The following is a 20,569-nucleotide window of genomic DNA, read 5'->3' as shown; positions in this document are numbered from 1 at the left end:
CCTACCCTGAGCGGCGAGGGCCACACGGCCATGACACACTCGGTGCATGCGCGTGTACCTCGGCTCCGACCATGCCGGTTTCGAACTCAAGAACCACCTCGTGGAGTGGCTCAAAGCGGCCGGCCACGACCCCGTCGACTGCGGCCCGCACATCTACGACGCCCAGGACGACTACCCGCCGTTCTGCCTGCGCGCCGCGGAGCGGACCGCCGCCGACCCGCAGGGCCTCGGCATCGTCATCGGCGGATCCGGCAATGGTGAGCAGATCGCGGCGAACAAGGTCAAGGGGGTGCGCGCGGCACTGGCCTGGAGCGAGGAGACCGCGTCCCTGGGCCGTGAGCACAACAACGCCAACGTCATCAGCGTCGGCGCCCGGATGCACACCCAGGACGAGGCCACCAAGTTCGTCGAGATTTTCCTGAACACCCCGTATTCGGGCGAGGCGCGGCACACCCGCCGTATCGAGATGCTCACGGGTTACGAGACCACCGGCGAACTGCCGCCCATCCCGGCCCACCACCCGCAAGGCGACTGATGCCCGAAGGGCACACCATCCACCGGCTGGCCGCCGATCACCTCGAGACCTTCGGCGGCCGGCCCGTCCGGGCCGCCAGCCCACAGGGGAAGTTCGCCGACGGCGCCGGGCTGATCGACGGCCAGCCGCTGCACCACGCCGAGGCGCACGGCAAGCACCTCTTCCTGGACTTCGCGGCCACCGGCTGGGTCCATGTCCACCTGGGGCTCTTCGGTACGTACGCCTTCGGCCCGGCCCCCGCCCCGCCGCCCACCGACACCGTCCGGCTGCGGCTGGCGAACCCCGAGGGGTACGCGGATCTGCGCGGCCCGACCGCCTGCGCCCTGATCACCGACGGGGAGAAGCAGGTGATCCACGACCGGCTGGGCCCCGATCCACTGCGCCCGGCCGACGACGGCGAGCGGGCCTGGGCCCGGATCTCCCGCAGCCGGGTCAGCGTGGCCGCGCTGCTCCTGGACCAGAAGGTGATCTCCGGGGTCGGGAACGTCTACCGCGCCGAGGTGCTCTTCCGGCACGGGATCGACCCCTACCGGCCCGGCCGTGCCCTGACCCGCGCCGAATGGGACGGGATATGGGCCGATCTGGTGGCGCTGATGCGCGAGGGGGTGCGGAACAACCGGATCGACACCGTCCGCCCCGAGCACACCCCCGAGGCGATGGGCCGCCCGCCGCGCGTGGACGACCACGGCGGCGAGGTCTATGTCTACCGGCGCGCCGGACAGCCCTGCCATATCTGCGGTGGCGAAATCCGCACCGCCGATCTCGCCGCCCGCAATCTCTTCTGGTGCCCCGACTGCCAGCGGGCCTGAGCCCTCAGAAACTGCCGGCGGGCCTGAGCTCTCAGAAGCCGTGGGGCAGCCACGGGGCGACCGGGGACGCGAACGCGGTCGTGGCCTCCGTAAGGGCGCCGTGACGGGCCTCCTGGACGCGCCCCGCACCCGCCAGCGCCGCCAGCGAGACGCCGCCGAGGTACGCCGCTCCCAGGTCCCGCACGCCGAGCCGCAGATCGGGAGCGTCGTCGGTGCGCTCGCAGGAGGCGCCCTTGGTGTCGCCGCTCAGCCGCCAGCGCCCCTCGTTCCAGGGGCAGAAGGGGTCCGTGACCTCCAGGACGGTCTCCACGGGCGTGGTGTACGTCCGGGCCTCGAGTGCGGCCCCCACGTCCACCAGGCGGACGAACAGTGAATCGCGCAGCCTTACGGCGCACCGCCGGATGTCCGAGGCCAGGAACTGCCAGGGGTCGTCCACCGGGCGGGAGCCGGTCCGGATCACCGAGGTCAGGTCGAGGTCGAAGAGGAAGCGCCACAGCGCCGCGTAGGACGCCGGGTCCAGGGCCTCCAGGTCGCGCAGGACGACCGTGCCCTTCGGCCCGGCCAGATCCCAGTCGGGCTTGACCGCGAACCGTGCGTAGCCGCTGACCTCGCCGCCCGACTCGGCCAGCACACAGCGCAGCGGGGACGCCCCCTCGCGGTCCGCCGGCGGGTCCAGCAGCGGCACCCGCTCCCAGCCGGGGATCCGCTCCAGCATGCCCGGCCGGGTGCGCACCCGCCGGGCGTAGACGGCCTCGCACGCCTCGACGGCGGACTCCAGGGGCACGGCGCGCAGCCGTACGGCGTCGGCGCCTTCGGGGACGGTCAGCCGCACCCGGGTGGTGTCGATCTCGGCGTAGGCGGCCTGTGTGGCCGCGCCATAGCCGAACCGTCCGTAGATGTCCGGTTCCGACGCGGTCAGAACGGCCAGCGGCTCCTCGCCCGCCGCGCGGATGTCGTCCAACTGCCGCCGCATCATGGCCCGCAGCACCCCGCGCCGCCGGTGCGTGGCCTGCACGCTCACCATCGTGACCCCGGCCGCCGGAACGATCCCGCCGCCCGGGACCGACAGCCGGAAGCTGAACAGCCCGGCCGTGCCGACGATGTCGGCACCGTCCCAGGCGCCGATCGAGCGCTCGCATTCGGTCAACTCCCGCCAGAGCGCGGATTCCTCCGGCGCTTCGGGAACTCCGCCGAACGCGAGTACCAGTTTTCCGTACCAATCATCCCAAATCGATGGGTCGAGCACGCGCAGCTCAGTCCTCATATTCCCATCCCTAGCAGCCGTTTCCCGTACACGCGAACGAATTTCGCTTACGATTGCCCCCCTGGCTGGGTGGTTCAACGCGCCACGAATCGACGCGCGTCCGAACGGGTGGGTAGGGTCCCGATGCAATGACTGGCGGCGTGGACACTCCGTGGGCCCGGATGCGCAGAGTTCTGCACCGGGCTCGCACTGGCGTGCGCAAAGCCGGAGTGGACTACTTCCGAGGTGAGGGCTCCGACCGGCTCGCCCTGACCGCGCTGCTCCTCGGCGTCCCCGCCATCGCCGGAGGCACCATCGCCCAGCCCGACTGGTGCTCCCCGTCCGCCCTCGTCCTGCCCATCGTCGCGGGCGGGCTGCTGCTGCGCCCCGCCAGCCTCCTCGCCCTGTACGCGGCGGCCGCCACGGCCCTGATCGTGGAGTCCGCCGTGCTCGGCCCGTACACGGAGGAGGACGCCTCCTCCCGGGTCACCCCCGGCACCATCCTGGTCGTCGCCGCAGTCGGCTTCTTCGGTCTGCTGATCGCCCAGTTCCGCAGCCGCGTCGGGGTGCCCTGGCGGCGCGGCGGCACCATGCTCTTCGACCTGCGCGAGCGCATCCGCGTCCAGAGCAAGCTGCCCAACCTGCCGCGCGGCTGGCACCGCGAGATGGCGCTGCGCCCGGCCGGCGGGCAGTCCTTCTCCGGCGACTTCGTCGTGGCCGCCCGCACCGGCGGCGGCCGCACCCTCGAGGTCGTCCTCACCGACGTCTCCGGCAAGGGCATGGACGCCGCCTCGCGCGCCCTGCTGCTCTCCGGTGCCTTCGGCGGCCTCCTCGGCTCCCTGCCCCCGCACGGCTTCCTCCCGGCCGCCAACGGCTATCTGCTGCGCCAGGACTGGGACGAGGGCTTCGCGACCTCCATCCATCTCGTCCTCGACCTCGACAGCGGCGACTTCGAGCTCTTCTCCGCCGGACATCTGCCCGCGCTCCAGCTGAGCGCGGGCACCGGCAAGTGGGAGGAGAAGTCCGCCGACGGCCCGCTGCTGGGCGTCTACGACGGCGCCCAATTCGACCCCACCAAGGGCACGCTGCGGCCCGGCGACGTCCTGATGCTCTTCACCGACGGCCTCGTGGAGACCGCCGACCGGGACATCAGCGAGGGCATCGACCGCCTCACCGGCGAGGCGGACCGCTATGTCGGCTCCGGCTTCCACGGCGCGGCCTGGCATCTGATCGAGACGGTCGCGAAGGACGTCAACGACGACCGCGCCCTGCTGCTGATCTGCCGCCAGTAAGGGCGTCTCGCGGCCGTCGGCAGGGGCGTCTTCCCGCAGCCGATACGGTCGCCTCGCGGCCGCGCCGGGCTGTCCCGTGGCGCCTTACGGCTTGCTCGGACCGCCCGGCGGGGGTTAGCCCCACCCCGGATACGCCGGTGGCCGTCATGGCTGCCGAGGGGCCGTGATCCGTACGTTCGAGGGGAATCGGGCGAACTCCTCGGAAGGGTCACCACCATGGGGCTGCGCAAGCGGCGACAGACAGCGGCGGCACCGGCCCCGCACCACGCCCATGCCATCGAACTCCACGGCGTCCAGCGCCGCTACGGCCGGGGCCGCACCGCCGTCCACGCCCTGCGCGGCATCGACCTGGCCCTTCCCCATGGCAGCTTCACCGCCGTCATGGGCCCCTCCGGCTGCGGCAAGTCGACATTCCTGCAGTGCGCCGCCGGGCTCGACCGGCCGACCGCCGGGACCGTCAAGCTCGGCGGCACCGAAATCACCGGAATGAGTGAGAACAAGCTCACCGCATTGCGCCGCGCCCGCCTCGGGTTCGTCTTCCAGTCCTTCAACCTCCTCCCCTCCCTGACCGTCGAGCAGAACGTGCTGCTCCCGATGCGCCTCGCGGGCGCCCGCCCCGACCGCCACCGGGCCCATGAGGTGCTCGCCCAGGTCGGCCTGGGGGACCGGGCCAGGCGGCGGCCCGGCGAGCTCTCCGGCGGCCAGCAGCAGCGGGTGGCCATCGCCCGCGCCCTGGTCACCCGCCCCGACGTGGTCTTCGCCGACGAGCCGACCGGCGCCCTGGACACCAACACCGCCGCCGAGGTGCTCACCCTCCTGCGGCAGGCCGTGGACGGGCTGGGCGCGACCGTCGTGATGGTCACCCACGACCCGGTCGCCGCGAGCTACGCCGACCGCGTGCTGTTCCTCGCCGACGGCGCGATCGCCGACCGGCTCCTCCGCTCCCCGGCACACGAGATCGCCGAGCGGATGGGCCGCCTCACCGCCCGCACCCCGGCCCTGGCGGGCGCCTGGGCCGCCGAGGGGGCCCGGTGAGGCCGCTCACCAACGGACTGGCCCGCGCCGCCGTCCGCTTCAAACCGTCCGCCTTCGCGGGCACCTTCGTCGCCCTGGCCATGGCCGCGGCGATCGTGTCCGCCTGCGGCATCCTGCTGGAGACCGGGCTACGGGCCTCCGTACCCCCGCAGCGCTACGCGAGCGCCCCGGTCGTGATCGCCGCCGACCAGCGGGTGCGCTACGTCATCGGCCACGGCGACGGCCGCTCGGACGAGTCCGAGCAGGTCCCCGACCGCGCCCGGCTCGACGCCTCCCTGGTGGCCACCGCCGCCCGCACCCCCGGTGCCGCGGCCGCCGCACCGGACGTGACCTTCCCGCTGCGCACCGCCCATGGGGCGCTCACCGGCCACGGCTGGGGCGCGGCGCCCTTCACGGGGGCGGCACTCGGCTCGGGCGCCGCGCCCCGGGAGGACGAGGCGGTGCTCAGCCCCGCGGCCGCCCGTGCGGCGGGGACCGGCATCGGTGGCCGGATCACGGTGACCGCGCCGGACGGCCGCCACACCTTCCGGGTCTCCGGTGTGACCCGTAAGGCGGGCGGCGCCGACGGTGACGGCCTTACGGCGTGGTTCACCGACCGCCGGGCCCGTGCGCTGAGCGGCCACCCCGGCACCGTGGACGCCATCCTCGTGCGACCCCGCACCGGCACCGGTCCCGACCGGCTGGCCGCCCACCTGGAGCGGACCGTGAAGGGCGCGGCGCACTCCCCTCGGGTGCACACCGGCGACGGGCGCGGTGCCATCGAGGAGCCCTCGCTCGCCAACGCCAAGGAGATGCTCATCGCGCTCGGCGGCTCCTTCGGCGGCATCGCGACCGCTGTCGCCGTCTTCACCACCGCGGGCACCGTCGCCCTCTCCGTGGGCCAGCGTGGCCGCGAGATGGCCCTGCTGCGGGCGATCGGCGCCACCCCGCGCCAGATCCGCCGCTCGATCGCGGCCGAGGCGCTGCTGGTCGCCCCGCTCGCGGGCGCGGTCGGCCTGCTGCCCGGATGCGCGCTCGCCCGCTGGTGGTTCGGGCAGCTCGAGGAGAAGGGCGCCGTCCCCGCGCCCGTGGAGCTCGCCATCTCCTGGATCCCGCTGCTCGTCGCCGTTGGGGCGGGCCTCCTCACCTCGCTCCTGGCGGGGCTGATGGCCGCCCGCCGCCCCGCGCGGATCCCGCCGGGGCGGGCGCTCGGCGAGGCGGCCGTGGAGCGGCTGCGGCCCGGTGTGATCCGTACGGTCCTCGGCCTCGCGGCCCTGGTCGGCGGCATCATCATGACCGGGGTCGCCGCCTCCGCCTCCGGCGACGACGCGGCCAACGCCGCCCTCGGGGTCGTGATGCTCTTCATGCTCGCCGTGGCCCTGCTCGGCCCGGTGATCGCCCGCCTGTGCGCCTGGCTGATCGGCCTGCCGCTGCGCGCCGGACCGGCGCCGGCCCATCTGGCCTCGGCCAACAGCCGGGCCAACGCCCGCCGCCTGGCCTCGGCGATCACCCCGATCGTGCTGGCCATGGCCTTCGCCTCGACCCTCGTCTTCATGCACACCAGCGAGGACCACGCGGGCGCCGGCCAGCGGCGGGCGGGCATCGTGGCCGACCAGGTGATCTCCGCCCCGGACGGGCTGCCGTCCGGTACGGCGGCCCGCGCCGCCACCGTACGGGGCGTGGCCGCGTCCGTGGGGCTGCTGCGCACCGGAGCGCTGGTCCCGGTGGGCTCGGGCGACGGCCGCTGGCTGCGCACCGCGTCGGCGCAGGGCGTCTCCGGGAGCGGCCGCGACCTGGCGGCCGTACAGGACCTCGACGTCCGTAAGGGGCGCCTGGACGCCCTGGGGCCGGGCCGGGTGGCCGTGGACGGGCTGCTGGCGAAGGCGGCCCATGCCCGGATCGGCCACCGGCTCACCCTCCACCTCCCGGACGGCACGAGGATCTCGCCCACCGTGGTCGCGATCTACGGGCGCGGGCTGGGGATCGCCGAGCTCACCCTGCCCCGTACGGCGCTGTCCGGCCATGTGACGTCGGCGTACGACAGCGATGTGCTGGTGCGGGACGCCGAAGGCGCCGACCGTAAGGCCGTCGCCGCGGCGCTCGGCCGACGGCTCGGCGAGGACGTCACCGACCGGGACGGCTATGCGGCGGCCCAGGACGAGGACCGGAGGCTGAGCGCCTGGGCCAACACCGTCATGGCGGCCGTCCTCGGCGGCTTCGCGGCCGTCGCCGCCGTAAACACCCTGGTGATGACCGTGCTGGACCGCCGCCGCGAGCTGGGCATGCTGCGGCTGATCGGCACCACCCGGCGGCAGGTGCTCGGAATGGTGCGCTGGGAGGCGCTGCTGGTGGCCACGGCGGGGATCGGTCTGGGCACGGCGATCGCCATGGCCACGCTCGTGCCGATGGCGCGCGGCCTGACCGGCGAGGACCCGTACGTCCCGCCGCTCACCTACGCGGGCTTCGCGGGGACCGTCGTGGCGCTGGGCCTGGCGGCGACCGCGCTCCCGGCCCGCGCGGCGCTGCGCCGTACGACACCGAAGCCGTGAGCCGTAAGGCTTGAGGGGTGGATGAGCCGCAGCCGAGCCGAGAAGGCCGGCTCGTGGGGAGAAGAGAAAGGGCTGGCCCGTGGGGATCCGCGGTCCAGCCCTTCGTGCCGTGGCGCCGTTGGCGCGCTAGGCCGCCGTCGTCGTACGGCCGCGGGCCTGTTCGGCCGGGTCCTTACGGAAGGCCCAGGCCATCTTCGGCTCCATGGCGAAGCGGAAGACGCGCTGAACGGGTGGCGTGCACAGCACGGTGACCACGGTGGCGGCGATGATCGTGACCGCGATCTCACCCAGCGGCTTGTGCAGCCACTGGTACTCGTCGAACCAGCCCCAGAACCGCGAGCCCTTGGCCAGGAAGCCGTGCAGCAGATAGCCGTACAGCGTCCCGGCGCCCAGCACCGTGAACCACATATGGCGCCGCGGCACCCAGGCGAAGAAGCAGCCGACGAGCACGACCGAGCAGCCGAAGAGGGCGAGCGTCATCACCGGGCCGGTCCACGGCGGCGCACCCAGCTCCTGGACGCTGTCGCGGTGGTAGAACCACGCCGAGCTCATCCGCGGCGCCGCCCAGTAGGCGAACACGAAGGCACACGCGAAGATCGGCACCGACGCGATCCGCACCGAGCGGCGGCGGATCATCTGGAAGTGCTCGGGCTTCATGCACAGGCCGAGGACGAAGAACGGCAGGAACTGCAGCAGCCGCTGCATGTCCAGGTCGTCGCCGATGTCGGGTGAGACCGCCGCGAGCGTGGCGACCGCGAGCGAGAGCGGGATCGGCCAGCGCACCAGCTTCCAGATCGGAGTGGTCAGCCGCCATACGAACAGCGCGATCAGGAACCAGGTGAGGTACCAGGGGTCCAGCAGGCTGAAGTCGTACGTCGGATCGTCGTCCGCCCAGCGCTTGAACAGCGTGTACGCGACCTCGAAGATCACATAGGGCACCGCGACGCCGGTGATCAGGCGCTTGAGCCGGTCCGGCCGCATGTCGAAGCTGCGCGAGAAGTAGCCGGAGATCAGGATGAAGGCCGGCATGTGGAAGGTGTACACGACCATGTACAGCGCTTCCGCGGTGCGGCTGCCGTCGGTGAGCGGCTCCCAGGAGTGGGCCATCGCGACCAGCACGATCGCGAGGTACTTCGCGTTGTCGAAGAACGCGTCCCGCTGTTTGGGCTGCTGCCCGGCGGGGGAGGCAGCTGGCGGGGCGGTCGCCTGCTGCCCTGGTTCTTCGGTCCGCGGCGAGGGGGGAGTGGGCGCCGCCTCCTGGGGGAGCGGGGTCCGCTGATAACCGTGCGGGCGCAGGGAGTTGGTCACAGGCCCTCCCACCAGGAACTGGGGGAGACCACCCGGCACCTCACTGCGCGTGGGGGAGTCATGGCAGCGTGAAACATCTGAGGCACGATAGCGCCGAAACCTGTATTGCGTAAAACCTCGTTCAGTTTGCTTTGCGTTCATAGTCTTCGTATCGCGGCCGATAGTCGCCCCCGGTAAGTCGACCGAGGAGTCGACAAAGCGATGCGATCATTTGATATCCGGGCAGGGACCGTCCGTTCTGATGGCTTTCATCCCGCTTAATTGGGGCATATGCCCCGCAGGAGGCTCTGGCGGAATGTCTGATTCATTGATGTTTTGTCACCCCGCCGAGTGACCGCCGAGTGAATTCCGAATTCCTGCCCGAGGCCGTCCGGGGTGATCGGAATTCATCGGCCGGGCGGCCCACCGAGTTGTGGGGAGCGTCACCCGCAACTCTTTGAATGAACGGTTACCGGCCGGGTACCGGAGGGGTGGGCGCCGTGTGCACATGTGACCGTTTATCGCTCCACCCCACTGCTGAGCGGCGGGAGTTGATGGCACGATGGTGGCTGCGGGGGTGTGCGGGGTCGCGTGCTTCCGGGGCCTGTGAGACGTGTGCGACCGAGGGTGGGATGTTGTGGCCATTTCCCTGTCATTGGTGCTGCTGGTGGGCATCATCCTGGTGTTCATGATCCGCAATGGCCGGATCAAGTGGGGACCGGCCCTGGTCGCGATCCTCTTCGGGTTCCTGCTCGCCTCGTCCAATATCGCGCCGGACATCCAGAAGTTCCTCGACTCGGCCGCCCAGGCCATCGCCGACATCAACCCCTGATCGCCGACCCCCGGCATCGACTCCCAAGGCATCCGCCCCCGCGTCCAGGGGAGCGGGTGCCCGGACGCGCGTGAGTGTGCGCAAAAGCGAACGGCCCGGCCCCGGGAACTCCCCGGGCCGGGCCGAAAGCCATGGAGCGGGCGACGGGAATCGAACCCGCGTAGCCAGTTTGGAAGACTGGGGCTCTACCATTGAGCTACGCCCGCACACGCCGCGTACACGGATGCACCGGTCTCCCGGACACCTCCGCCCAGGCATGATCGCCCGGATCGCGGCATGGCATGCATCGTAGCGGTTCTCGACCGTTCCCCGCACACCCTTGCCCACCAGTCGAATAACCGGCAGCCGGGGCGTCCGCGGGCATGTACCCTACGTGTCGCACCGACGGGGTGTGGCGCAGCTTGGTAGCGCGTCCGCTTTGGGAGCGGAAGGTCGTCGGTTCGAATCCGGCCACCCCGACCATCCACAGACGTCAAGATCGCGTTGTGGGGCCCGTCATGCTTGCGGTTACTATGCAAGCTGCGTGTCTGTGTCTTTTTAACCGGACGCGAATCCGCTGCGACGCGACAGCGCACCGCAGCTGAACACCACACGTCAGCCCCCAAGGAGACCGAACCGTGAAGAGCGCCGTGGAGAACCTGAACCCGACCCGGGTTCGGCTCACTGTCGAGGTGCCCTTCGAGGAGCTCAAGCCCAGCCTCGACGCGGCGTACAAGAAGATCAACCAGCAGGTCACGGTGCCTGGGTTCCGCAAGGGCAAGATCCCGGCCCGCATCATCGACCAGCGGTTCGGTCGTGGCGCCGTGCTGGAGGAGGCCGTCAACGAGGCGCTCCCGAAGTTCTACACCGACGCGGTCAACGAGGGTGAGCTGAACCCGCTCGGCCAGCCCGAGGTCGACATCACCGAGCTCAAGGACAACGAGCTGCTGACCTTCACCGCCGAGGTGGACATCCGCCCGGCGATCGAGATCCCGGACTACTCCGGCATCGAGGTCACCGTCGACGCCGTCGAGGTCTCGGACGAGGACATCGACAAGTCCGTCGAGCAGCTGCGGGAGCGCTTCGCCACCACCAGCCCGGTGGAGCGCGCCGCCGCCGAGGGCGACATCGTCGTGATCGACCTCGAGGCCAAGGTCGACGGCGAGGTCCTGGAGGACGGTGTCGCCAGCGGCGTCACCTACACCATCGGCTCGGGCGAGCTGCTGGACGGCATCGACGAGGCCGTGACCGGCCTGGAGGCGGGTGGCGAGGCCACCTTCACCTCCGAGCTCAAGGGCGGCTCCGCCCAGGGCAAGGAGGCCGCGGTCTCGGTCAAGGTCTCCGAGGTCAAGGCCCGTGAGCTGCCCGAGCTCGACGACGACTTCGCCCAGCTGGCCAGCGAGTTCGACACCCTCGAGGAGCTGCGCGGCGACAGCCGTAAGCGCCTGGAGCGGTCGAAGAAGTTCGACCAGGCCACCCAGGCCCAGGAGAAGGTGCTGGACGCCCTGCTCGAGCTGGTCGAGGTGCCGATCCCGGAGAAGCTCCTCCAGGACGAGATCAACACCCGTAAGCACAACCTCGAGCACCACCAGCTCGGCCAGATGGGTCTCAACCTCGAGTCGTACCTGCAGATGCAGGACAAGACCGCCGAGGAGTTCGACGCCGAGCTCAAGGAGCAGGCCGAGAAGGGCATCCGCACCCAGTTCGTCCTCGACGAGCTGGTCAACAAGGAGCAGCTGTCCGTCGGCCAGGAGGAGCTCACCGAGCACCTCATGCGCCGTGCGCAGTCCTCCGGCATGAGCCCGGACCAGTTCGCCCAGGCCGTTGTCGAGGGCGGCCAGGTGCCGATGCTCGTCGGCGAGGTCGCCCGCGGCAAGGCGCTGGCCGTGGTGGTCGAGGCCGCCAAGGTCGTCGACGACAAGGGCGAGACGGTGGACCTGGACGACGAGGAGGACGAGACCGGCGAGACGGTCGAGGCCACCTCCGAGACCGCCGAGGAGCCCGCCGAGGCCGCGGCGGAGGCCGCCGAGGAGGCCGCGGAGTCCGAGAAGAAGCAGGAGAAGGCCGAGAGCTGATCCCGGTCCGCTCCACAGCCCGTACGAACGGGCCCGAACGTCTGCGCGCGTCCGGGCCCGTTCGTGTTCCGCGACGCCGGTCCGGCGCCGGGACATGCGCTCAGAGCGAACAGTTCCTGATGCGGGATGGCGCCCGCCGACCAGCGCGTTAGGGTCCGTAGATACGAGGGCAGGGGAGTCTCGCGAGCCCGCCGGCCACATTGGCGGCCAGGCCCCCGCACCCCAGAAGAAGACGCTGAGACGGCCAGTAAGCCGTCAGAGACGAGCAGGTGGATACGTGACGAATACGATGCCTTCCGCCGCCGGCGAGCCGACCGTCGGTGGCCTCGGCGACCAGGTCTACAACCGGCTGCTCGGCGAGCGGATCATCTTCCTCGGCCAGCCGGTCGACGACGACATCGCCAACAAGATCACGGCTCAGCTGCTCCTGCTCGCCGCCGATCCGGAAAAGGACATTTACCTCTACATCAACTCCCCGGGCGGCTCGATCTCGGCCGGCATGGCGATCTACGACACCATGCAGTACATCCAGAACGACGTGGTCACCATCGCCATGGGACTCGCCGCCTCGATGGGCCAGTTCCTGCTGAGCGCGGGCACTCCGGGCAAGCGCTTCGCGCTCCCCAACGCCGAGATCCTGATCCACCAGCCCTCCGCGGGTCTGGCGGGTTCCGCCTCGGACATCAAGATCCATGCCGAGCGGCTGCTGCACACCAAGAAGCGCATGGCCGAGCTGACCGCCTTCCACACCGGTCAGACGGTTGAGCAGATCGTCCGTGACTCCGACCGCGACCGCTGGTTCTCCGCCGAGGAGGCCAAGGAGTACGGCCTGGTCGACGACGTCATGACGTCCGCCTCCAGCGTTCCGGGCGGGGGCGGCACCGGGGCCTGATGCCCGCCGTCCCGTAGCCGACCTCCAGCCCCCAGATCGCCACAGGATGGTGAAGACCCAGATGAGCAACTTCCCCGGCAGCGGCCTGTACAACGGCCCGATGGCCGAATCCCGCTATGTCGTTCCGCGTTTCGTCGAGCGCACCTCCCAGGGCATCCGCGAGTACGACCCGTACGCCAAGCTCTTCGAAGAGCGCGTGATCTTCCTGGGCGTCCAGATCGACGACGCCTCGGCCAACGACGTCATGGCGCAGCTGCTGTGCCTGGAGTCGATGGACCCGGACCGTGACATTTCGGTCTACATCAACTCTCCCGGCGGCTCGTTCACCGCGCTGACCGCCATCTACGACACGATGCAGTTCGTCAAGCCCGACATCCAGACGGTGTGCATGGGCCAGGCGGCCTCCGCCGCGGCCGTGCTGCTCGCCGCCGGGACGCCCGGCAAGCGGATGGCGCTGCCCAATGCCCGGGTGCTGATCCACCAGCCGTACAGTGAGACCGGGCGCGGTCAGGTCTCCGACCTGGAGATCGCGGCCAACGAGATCCTGCGGATGCGCTCGCAGCTCGAGGAGATGCTGGCCAAGCACTCCACGACGCCCATCGAGAAGATCCGCGACGACATCGAGCGGGACAAGATCCTCACGGCCGAGGAGTCCCTGTCGTACGGTCTTGTGGACCAGATCGTCTCCACCCGTAAGACCTCGGTCGGTCTCGGCTGAATCTTCGGTGGAAACACCCCCCTTGGACCGAGTAGGTCCAAGGGGGGCCCGAACCGGGGGCCCGGCAAGGTACCGTCGTAGAGGGCTGAGGGCCCCGGCCCACGGGAAAGAAGCAGAAAGCGCAGCGCAAGCACCCGGTTCCGCGGAGCAAAGCGGAGCCAAGGCGAAGGGGAAGCACCTCGTGGCACGCATCGGTGACGGCGGCGACCTGCTCAAGTGCTCGTTCTGCGGGAAGAGCCAGAAGCAGGTGAAGAAGCTCATCGCGGGCCCGGGTGTGTACATCTGCGATGAATGCATCGATCTCTGCAACGAGATCATCGAGGAGGAGCTCGCCGAGACCTCCGAAGTGCGCTGGGAGGAACTCCCCAAGCCGCGCGAGATCTATGAATTCCTCGAGGGCTATGTGGTCGGCCAGGAGGCCGCCAAGAAGGCCCTCTCGGTCGCCGTCTACAACCACTACAAGCGCGTCCAGGCGGGCGAGAACGGCGGCCACAACCGCGACGACGGCATCGAGTTGGCCAAGTCCAACATCCTGCTGCTCGGCCCCACCGGCTCCGGCAAGACCCTGCTCGCGCAGACCCTCGCCCGGATGCTCAACGTCCCCTTCGCCATCGCCGACGCCACCGCGCTCACCGAGGCGGGCTATGTCGGCGAGGACGTGGAGAACATCCTCCTGAAGCTCATCCAGGCCGCCGACTACGACGTCAAGAAGGCCGAGACGGGCATCATCTACATCGACGAGATCGACAAGGTGGCCCGCAAGAGCGAGAACCCCTCGATCACCCGCGATGTGTCCGGCGAGGGCGTTCAGCAGGCGCTGCTGAAGATCCTGGAAGGGACCACGGCGTCGGTGCCGCCGCAGGGCGGCCGGAAACACCCGCATCAGGAGTTCATCCAGATCGACACCACGAATGTGCTGTTCATCGTGGGCGGCGCCTTCGCCGGTCTGGAGAAGATCATCGAGTCGCGGGCGGGCGCCAAGGGCATCGGATTCGGCGCCACGATCCGCTCCAAGCGCGAGATCGAGGCGAGCGACCAGTTCCAGGAGGTCATGCCCGAGGATCTGGTGAAGTTCGGAATGATCCCGGAATTCATCGGCCGTCTCCCGGTCATCACCTCCGTCCACAACCTCGACCGCGAGGCGCTGCTGCAGATCCTCGTCGAGCCGCGGAACGCCCTGGTGAAGCAGTACCAGCGGCTGTTCGAACTCGACGGGGTGGAGCTGGACTTCGACCGCCCGGCCCTGGAGGCCATCGCCGACCAGGCGATCCTGCGCGGCACCGGGGCCCGGGGCCTGCGCGCGATCATCGAGGAGGTGCTGATGTCGGCGATGTACGAGGTGCCCTCCCGCAAGGACGTGGCCCGCGTCGTCATCACCGAGGACGTCGTGCACTCCAATGTGAACCCCACGCTGGTGCCTCGCACCCGCGGCACCGAGCCGGGCGAGCGGCACGAGAAGAGCGCGTAGCCGCACCCGCACGCGTAGCCGCCCCGCTGAGGGCGTACGAAGAGGGCCCCGGTCTCCCCGGGGCCCTCTTCGTGTCGTACGCGCCCTGTGGCCGCTTTACGGGCGGTTCAGGCGGGCTTGCGGGTGTCCTGGTAGATGCCCGCGGTCACCTTGGCGAAGGACTCCATGTCGGCGTCGGACGCCGAGGTGTTCTCCGCGTTGACGTCGAGCACCATCGCCGCGTCCGTCTCCTCCGCCCAGACGCAGGCCGGGGCGTAGACGCGGTCGTAGAGCTTGACCACCTCGCACTCCACCGACGGGCCGTCAGCGCCCTCCGGCTGGAACCGCTTGCGCTTCCGCTCCACCGTGGGGGAGCCGTCGCCGCCCTCGAAGCCCTTGAACATCTCGTCGCGGACCGTGTCCGGGTCGCTGATGTCGCCGTACATCCCGGAGAAGGCGAGCCCCGAATTGTCGTCGTCCGACCGCTTGTACTGGGCCAGGACCGAGGTCGCGCCCTCGGGCATGCTGCCCTGCACGCTGGTGCCCTCGTTGTCGAGGTCGTCCGTGCCCTTGTCCAGCGTGTAGGTGCCGTCGGCGAGCTTCTTGGGGGTGACCAGCTTCATCGCCTTCGGTCCTTCGTCGCCGCCGGACAGCACCACGGTGCCGGTGACGATCGCGCCCACCACCACGAGCCCGGCCACCGTCACCGCGATGATCTTGGTGCGGTTGCCGCCCCCGCCGGCCGCGGGCGGCGCGGGGTAGGGCGGCTGGCCGTAGGGTCCCGCCTGCTGCGGGTAGCCGTAGCCCTGCGGGGGCTGCGCCTGCGGATAGCCGTACCCCGGCGTCTGCGCGTACGGGTTGGGCTCCGCGGGCTGCTGCTGCCCCCCGCCGTACGGATTGGGCTGGGTGCCCCCGTACGGGCCGGGTCCGCCGCCGTAGGGCCCCGGTGGCGGTGGCTGGTTGTGGCTCATGGCTGTGGGGGTCCCCCTCCGGATCGGCTGTGGCCTGCGAACTGCGCGGCCCGCTCGGCTACTTGATCTCCACGCGCGCGTCGTTGCGGACCTTCGCGGTGATGTCACCGGCGTCGTCGAGCGACATGCTCTTGCCGGACAGCGCCGCGGCCGCGTCGGAGACGATCACATAGCCCACCGTGCTGTGGTCGCCCCACATGCAGATCGGGATCGAGAAGCCCTTGGCGGGTATGCCGCTGGAGCCGGAGTCCCCGGTCGGGGTGAACTTGGTGTTCTGGCACTTCATGACGGCGTTCTCGAAGCCGCTGGGCGTCACCGTCTCCGGGCTGCCCACGAGCTCGGCCTTCATCCCGCTGCTGGTGGAGGAGTCCTTCTCGGCCTCCTGAGCGATCTTCGCGAAGGCGCCGTCGACCACCGCCTCCGGGTCCTTCACCTTGCCCCAGACCCCGTTCAGCTGGAGCTTTTTCACGCTCATGCCCTCGCCGGCCTTGTACTCCCCGCTCACGGGCTCGGGGTTGTCGACGCCGAACTTCTTGAAGTCCTCCGCGTCCGAGGAGGTGAACCCGCCGCCACTGCCGGAGGACTCCTTGGTGTACTCCCCGGCCACCGTCGTGGGGGTGGTGAGCTTGTACCGCTTGCCGTCGTCGGTGACCTTACCGCCGCCACCGCCGTCGTCCCCGCTCTTGAACATCAGGACGCCGCCGACGACCGCGGCCACCACGACCACCGCGCCGATGGCGATCGCCAGGCCCTTCTTGTTGCCGCCGCCCTGACCCGGGCCCGGCTGGTACGGCCCCGGCATGCCCGGCTGGCCGTACGGCTGCTGCTGGGCGTACGGGTTCGGCTGCTGCCCGTAGGGGCCCGGCTGGCCCTGCGGCTGCCCGGGGTAGCCGTAGCCCTGCTGGGGCGGCTGCGGCGGCTGGCCGTAGGGACCCGGCTGACCCGGCTGCTGCGGGTAGCCGTAGCCGGGCTGGCCGGCCGCTCCACCCTGTCCGTAGGGACCCGGCTGTTGGGGCTGCTGACCGTAAGGGCCCGGCTGGTTGTAGCTCATTTTCATCCCTCGTTAGAAACTGCTCTTTTGTTGCTGTGCGCCGGCCGCGGGCTAGCCGTCGATCTCGACGCGCGCGTCCTTGCGCACCTTGGCCGTGATGCCGGCGGCGTCCTCAAGGGACATGCCACCACCGAGCACCGCGGCCGCCGGATCCGCCATGACCGTGACGCCCAGGGTGTCCTTGTCGCCCCAGACGCACGCGGGGGCCTCCATGGATCCCTGATCCGAGGTGAACTTCATGGACTGGCACTTCAGGACGTCTCCGTCGAAGCCGTCCGGAGAGAACGTCCGGGGGCTGCCCTTGGCCTGCGCGGTGCCGTTGTCCTGCAGCGTCTTGACGATGACCGCCAGCGCGAGGTCCGCGCCCCGCTCCGGGTCGGTCACATCGCCCCAGACGCCGGTGAACTTCAGCATCTCCTTACCGGAGGTCTGGTAGTCGGCCGCCACCAGATGCGGGTCCTTGACCACCGGCACCTGCTGGAGGTCCTTCCGGCCCGCCGCCGACAGATCGCTGTCGTCCGTGCCCGAGCCCTGGCGCTGGTAGTCCGAGGCCACGGTCGCGGGCGTGGTCAGCTTGTACGGGCCGCCGCTGCCGCCGCCGAACAGCGCGAACGCCCCCGCCCCCAGTGCCGCCACGACCACCACGGCGCCGACCGCGAGCCCCACCTTCCTGCCCTTACCGTTGCCACCGGCCGCCGGTCCCGGGGGCGGCGGCGTCTGGGGCCCGCCGTAGTACCCCGGGCCCTGCTGGGGCGCGGGGCCCGGCTGGGGCGGCTGGGGCGGCTGACCGTAAGGGTTCGCGGGCTGTCCATACGGGCCTGGCCGGCCCTGCGGCTGCCCGGGGTAGCCGTAGCCCTGCTGGGGCGGCTGCGGCGGCTGTCCGTAGGGACCGGGCGTCTGCGCGTACGGATTGGGCACGGGAGGCTGACCGGCGCCGTACGGCCCAGGCCGGCTCCCATAAGGGCCGGGCTGCGGCGGCGGCTGCTGATGGCTCATGTGCCTCTCCTTATGCGCATGACAGGTACCAAACATCCTTCCCGACGCCCTCTGGCGCCTCGGCGCCGGGGCCACAACGGGTTCGTAACGGAAGGCCGCGGCCCTTTAGACTGCGGGGGTGACCGAGAACTCTTCGCAGCGCCCCACGAGCGGGCCGAACAGCCACCCCGAACTGCCGACCCAGTACGCGCCGGCCGATGTAGAGGGGCCGCTGTACGAGCGCTGGGTAGAGCGCGGTTACTTCGAGGCGGACGCGAAGAGCGACAAAGAGCCCTACACCATCGTCATCCCGCCCCCCAATGTGACCGGTTCGCTCCACCTCGGCCATGCCTTCGAGCACACGATCATCGATGCGCTCACCCGGCGCAAGCGAATGCAGGGCTTTGAGACGCTCTGGCAGCCGGGGATGGACCACGCCGGTATCGCCACGCAGAACGTGGTCGAGCGCGAGCTGGCCAAGGAAGGCGTCTCCCGCCACGATCTGGGCCGCGAGGCGTTCGTCGAGCGCGTCTGGCAGTGGAAGAGCGAGTCCGGCGGGCAGATCTCCGGCCAGATGCGGCGCCTGGGCGACGGCGTGGCCTGGAACCGCGAGCGCTTCACCATGGACGAGGGGCTCTCCAAGGCCGTCCAGACGATCTTCAAGCGGCTCTACGAGGACGAGCTGATCTACCGCGCCGAGCGCATCATCAACTGGTGCCCGCGCTGCCTCACGGCCATCTCGGACATCGAGGTGGAGTACGACGACGATGACGGCGAGCTCGTCTCGATCCGGTACGGCGAGGGGGACAACTCGATCGTCGTCGCGACGACCCGCGCCGAGACGATGCTGGGCGACACCGCGGTCGCCGTCCACCCCGACGACGAGCGCTACCGCCACCTGGTCGGCACCGAGATCGAACTGCCGCTGACCGGCCGCCGGATCCCGATCGTCGCCGACGAGCACGTCGACCCCGAGTTCGGCACCGGCGCGGTCAAGGTCACCCCGGCCCACGACCCGAACGACTTCGAGATCGGGCAGCGGCACGGTCTGCCGAACCTGACCGTCATGGACGAGCACGCGGTCATCACCGCCCACGGCCCCTTCCAGGGCCTGGACCGGCTCGAGGCACGCAGCGCCGTCGTCGGCGCCCTGCGCGCCGATGGCCGGATCGTGGCCGAGAAGCGTCCGTACACCCACTCCGTGGGCCACTGCTCGCGCTGTAAGACGACCATCGAGCCGCGGTTGTCCATGCAGTGGTGGGTCAAGGTCGGCCCGCTGGCCAAGGCCGCGGGCGACGCGGTCCGCGACGGCCGGGTGAAGATCCACCCGGAGGACATGTCGAAGCGCTACTTCGACTGGGTCGACAACCTCCACGACTGGTGCATCTCGCGCCAGCTGTGGTGGGGCCACCGGATCCCGGTCTGGTACGGGCCGAACGGCGAGGTCGTCTGCGTCGGACCGGACGAGCAGCCGCCGAGCGGCGAGGGCTGGCACCAGGACAGCGACGTCCTGGACACCTGGTTCTCCTCCGGCCTATGGCCGTTCTCCACGCTCGGCTGGCCCGAGCGGACCGAGAGCCTGGAGAGGTTCTATCCGAACTCGGTCCTGGTCACCGGCTACGACATCCTCTTCTTCTGGGTCGCCCGGATGATGATGTTCGGCCTCTACGCCATGGATGGCACCCCGCCGTTCCACACCATCGCCCTGCACGGCATGGTCCGTGACCAGTTCGGCAAGAAGATGTCCAAGTCCTTTGGGAACGCGGTCAATCCGCTGGACTGGATGGACGCCTATGGATCGGACGCGGTCCGCTTCACCCTCGCCCGGGGCGCCAACCCCGGCGTGGACGTCCCGATCGGCGAGGACTGGGTCCAGGCGTCCCGCAACTTCGCCAACAAGATCTGGAACGCGACCCGCTTCGCGCTGATGAACGGCGCCACGGTCGAGGGCGAACTGCCCGCCCCCGAGCGGCTGTCCGCCACCGACCGCTGGATCCTGTCCCGGCTGAACGCGGTGGTCGCCGAGGTCGACGCGTACTACGAGGACTACCAGTTCGCCAAGCTCTCCGACGTCCTCTACCACTTCGCGTGGGACGAGGTCTTCGACTGGTACGTCGAGCTGTCCAAGACCACCTTCGCCAAGGGCGGCGCGGAGGCCGACGCCGCGCGGCGCGTGCTCGGCGAGGTCCTGGACGTCACGCTGCGGCTGCTGCACCCGGTGGTCCCGTTCGTCACCGAGAAGCTGTGGACCTCGCTGACCGGCCAGGAGTCCGTCGTCATCGCGGACTGGCCGGGCGACAGCGGCTTCCGGGACGAGGCGGCCGAGCGGGAGATCGAGAACCTCCAGCAGGTGGTCACCGAGGTCCGCCGGTTCCGCGCCGACCAGGGCCTCCAGCCCGGCCAGCGGGTCCCGGCCCGGCTGGAGCTCTCCGGCACCTCGCTGGCCGCCCACGAGGACGCGATGCGCTCCCTGCTGCGCCTCCAGCCGGCCGGTGCGGACTTCACGGCCACCGCGTCGCTGCCGGTGGCGGGCGCGACCGTGGCGCTGGACCTGTCCGGTGCGATCGACGTCGAGGCCGAGCGCAAGCGGCTGGCCAAGGACCTCGCCGCGGCCGAGAAGGACAAGGCGCAGACGGCCGCGAAGCTGTCCAACGAGGGCTTCCTGGCCAAGGCCCCCGACCATGTCGTGGAGAAGATCCGCACCCGGCAGGCGACCGCCGAGGCCGATATCGCCCGGATCACCGCCCAGTTGGCGGCCCTCCCCAAGGGCTGACCACCGAGGAGTACGGATCGCGCCACAGCGCCCCCGCCGGAATCCGGCGGGGGCGCTTGTGCGTCGGCGTGTGCGATGTGCCACAGACATCCCACAGACATCCCACAGACATCCCACAGACATCCCA

16 protein-coding genes and 2 tRNA genes are annotated in these 20,569 nt (G+C 70.5%); 12 read left to right on the top strand and 6 right to left on the bottom strand.

Annotated elements, in window-relative coordinates; genetic code table 11:
- The first annotated feature begins 46 nt into the window (after window positions 1-46).
- Window positions 47-535 (top strand): ribose-5-phosphate isomerase, encoded by a 489-nt coding sequence (locus NP777_RS16175; protein WP_256650831.1) that lies wholly within the window; start codon window positions 47-49, stop codon window positions 533-535.
- Window positions 535-1,344, top strand: a complete 810-nt coding sequence (locus tag NP777_RS16170; protein ID WP_256650830.1) for an Fpg/Nei family DNA glycosylase — start codon at window positions 535-537, stop codon at window positions 1,342-1,344. Before NP777_RS16175 ends, NP777_RS16170 begins: the two co-directional genes overlap by 1 nt.
- A 31-nt stretch (window positions 1,345-1,375) precedes the next feature.
- Here the strand turns inward: NP777_RS16170 and NP777_RS16165 are convergent, their stop codons facing one another.
- Window positions 1,376-2,608, bottom strand: a complete 1,233-nt coding sequence (locus NP777_RS16165; RefSeq protein ID WP_256650829.1) for a GNAT family N-acetyltransferase — start codon at window positions 2,606-2,608, stop codon at window positions 1,376-1,378.
- A 128-nt stretch (window positions 2,609-2,736) separates the two neighbouring features.
- On the opposite strand from NP777_RS16165, the gene NP777_RS16160 reads away from it, so the two are divergent.
- The 3 genes from NP777_RS16160 (at window position 2,737) to NP777_RS16150 (ending at window position 7,442) form a co-directional block, all read left to right on the top strand.
- The gene (locus NP777_RS16160) at window positions 2,737-3,879 is read left to right on the top strand and encodes a PP2C family protein-serine/threonine phosphatase (protein ID WP_044575252.1); all 1,143 of its coding nucleotides are present in this window, start codon (window positions 2,737-2,739) and stop codon (window positions 3,877-3,879) included.
- A gap of 216 nt (window positions 3,880-4,095) precedes the next feature.
- Window positions 4,096-4,914, top strand: a complete 819-nt coding sequence (locus NP777_RS16155) for an ABC transporter ATP-binding protein (protein WP_256650828.1) — start codon at window positions 4,096-4,098, stop codon at window positions 4,912-4,914.
- Window positions 4,911-7,442: an ABC transporter permease gene (locus NP777_RS16150; protein ID WP_256650827.1), complete on the top strand. Its 2,532-nt coding sequence runs from the start codon at window positions 4,911-4,913 to the stop codon at window positions 7,440-7,442. Before NP777_RS16155 ends, NP777_RS16150 begins: the two co-directional genes overlap by 4 nt.
- Window positions 7,443-7,568: 126 nt before the next feature.
- Here the strand turns inward: NP777_RS16150 and NP777_RS16145 are convergent, their stop codons facing one another.
- A complete protein-coding gene (locus tag NP777_RS16145) occupies window positions 7,569-8,750 on the bottom strand; it encodes an acyltransferase family protein (RefSeq protein WP_256650826.1) in 1,182 nt (393 codons plus the stop codon).
- A gap of 616 nt (window positions 8,751-9,366) precedes the next feature.
- On the opposite strand from NP777_RS16145, the gene NP777_RS16140 reads away from it, so the two are divergent.
- Window positions 9,367-9,561 carry a hypothetical protein gene (locus NP777_RS16140; protein WP_256650825.1) on the top strand — a complete coding sequence of 65 codons (195 nt, stop codon included), beginning with the start codon at window positions 9,367-9,369 and terminating at the stop codon, window positions 9,559-9,561.
- 132 nt (window positions 9,562-9,693) lie between these two features.
- Here NP777_RS16140 and NP777_RS16135 read toward each other — a convergent pair.
- A tRNA-Gly gene (locus NP777_RS16135) sits at window positions 9,694-9,767 on the bottom strand.
- A 179-nt stretch (window positions 9,768-9,946) separates the two neighbouring features.
- Between NP777_RS16135 and NP777_RS16130 the strand changes: the two genes are divergently transcribed.
- The 5 genes from NP777_RS16130 (at window position 9,947) to clpX (ending at window position 14,693) form a co-directional block, all read left to right on the top strand.
- Window positions 9,947-10,023: transfer RNA gene (locus tag NP777_RS16130), tRNA-Pro, on the top strand.
- A 155-nt stretch (window positions 10,024-10,178) separates the two neighbouring features.
- Window positions 10,179-11,615, top strand: a complete 1,437-nt coding sequence (gene tig / locus NP777_RS16125; RefSeq protein WP_256650824.1) for a trigger factor — start codon at window positions 10,179-10,181, stop codon at window positions 11,613-11,615.
- Between the two features lie 289 nt (window positions 11,616-11,904).
- On the top strand, window positions 11,905-12,507 hold the full coding sequence (locus NP777_RS16120) for an ATP-dependent Clp protease proteolytic subunit (RefSeq protein WP_166483499.1): 603 nt from the start codon (window positions 11,905-11,907) through the stop codon (window positions 12,505-12,507).
- Between the two features lie 61 nt (window positions 12,508-12,568).
- Window positions 12,569-13,225, top strand: a complete 657-nt coding sequence (locus NP777_RS16115) for an ATP-dependent Clp protease proteolytic subunit (RefSeq protein WP_256650912.1) — start codon at window positions 12,569-12,571, stop codon at window positions 13,223-13,225.
- 181 nt (window positions 13,226-13,406) lie between these two features.
- Window positions 13,407-14,693, top strand: coding sequence for an ATP-dependent Clp protease ATP-binding subunit ClpX (clpX, locus tag NP777_RS16110; protein WP_020871331.1), 1,287 nt, complete (start codon window positions 13,407-13,409; stop codon window positions 14,691-14,693).
- Between the two features lie 107 nt (window positions 14,694-14,800).
- Here the strand turns inward: clpX and NP777_RS16105 are convergent, their stop codons facing one another.
- The 3 genes from NP777_RS16105 to NP777_RS16095 are packed head-to-tail and all read right to left on the bottom strand — an operon-like array spanning window position 14,801 to window position 17,690.
- Complete coding sequence (locus NP777_RS16105; protein ID WP_256650823.1) at window positions 14,801-15,643, bottom strand: hypothetical protein; 843 nt, start codon at window positions 15,641-15,643, stop codon at window positions 14,801-14,803.
- 58 nt (window positions 15,644-15,701) lie between these two features.
- A complete protein-coding gene (locus NP777_RS16100; protein ID WP_256650822.1) occupies window positions 15,702-16,694 on the bottom strand; it encodes a hypothetical protein in 993 nt (330 codons plus the stop codon).
- Between the two features lie 51 nt (window positions 16,695-16,745).
- The gene (locus tag NP777_RS16095; RefSeq protein ID WP_256650821.1) at window positions 16,746-17,690 is read right to left on the bottom strand and encodes a hypothetical protein; all 945 of its coding nucleotides are present in this window, start codon (window positions 17,688-17,690) and stop codon (window positions 16,746-16,748) included.
- 118 nt (window positions 17,691-17,808) lie between these two features.
- On the opposite strand from NP777_RS16095, the gene NP777_RS16090 reads away from it, so the two are divergent.
- Window positions 17,809-20,442: a valine--tRNA ligase gene (locus NP777_RS16090; RefSeq protein WP_256650820.1), complete on the top strand. Its 2,634-nt coding sequence runs from the start codon at window positions 17,809-17,811 to the stop codon at window positions 20,440-20,442.
- Window positions 20,443-20,569: the final 127 nt, after the last annotated feature.

The sequence above is a fragment of the Streptomyces rugosispiralis genome (assembly GCF_024505145.1).
Lineage (GTDB): Bacteria > Actinomycetota > Actinomycetes > Streptomycetales > Streptomycetaceae > Streptomyces > Streptomyces rugosispiralis.
Note: the sequence above shows the minus strand (reverse complement) of the source record. Positions and strands in the feature narration are given on the sequence as shown.

Excerpts from the sequence above, each read along its gene's own strand:
- NP777_RS16175 (WP_256650831.1), top strand. The coding sequence starts at position 47 with ATGCGCGTGTACCTCGGCTCCGACCATGCCGGTTTCGAACTCAAGAAC.
- NP777_RS16100 (WP_256650822.1), bottom strand. The coding sequence starts at position 16,694 with ATGAGCTACAACCAGCCGGGCCCTTACGGTCAGCAGCCCCAACAGCCG.
- NP777_RS16095 (WP_256650821.1), bottom strand. The coding sequence starts at position 17,690 with ATGAGCCATCAGCAGCCGCCGCCGCAGCCCGGCCCTTATGGGAGCCGG.
- NP777_RS16115 (WP_256650912.1), top strand. The coding sequence starts at position 12,569 with ATGAGCAACTTCCCCGGCAGCGGCCTGTACAACGGCCCGATGGCCGAA.
- NP777_RS16160 (WP_044575252.1), top strand. The coding sequence starts at position 2,737 with ATGACTGGCGGCGTGGACACTCCGTGGGCCCGGATGCGCAGAGTTCTG.
- NP777_RS16170 (WP_256650830.1), top strand. The coding sequence starts at position 535 with ATGCCCGAAGGGCACACCATCCACCGGCTGGCCGCCGATCACCTCGAG.
- NP777_RS16105 (WP_256650823.1), bottom strand. The coding sequence starts at position 15,643 with ATGAGCCACAACCAGCCACCGCCACCGGGGCCCTACGGCGGCGGACCC.
- NP777_RS16155 (WP_256650828.1), top strand. The coding sequence starts at position 4,096 with ATGGGGCTGCGCAAGCGGCGACAGACAGCGGCGGCACCGGCCCCGCAC.
- NP777_RS16120 (WP_166483499.1), top strand. The coding sequence starts at position 11,905 with ATGCCTTCCGCCGCCGGCGAGCCGACCGTCGGTGGCCTCGGCGACCAG.
- NP777_RS16165 (WP_256650829.1), bottom strand. The coding sequence starts at position 2,608 with ATGAGGACTGAGCTGCGCGTGCTCGACCCATCGATTTGGGATGATTGG.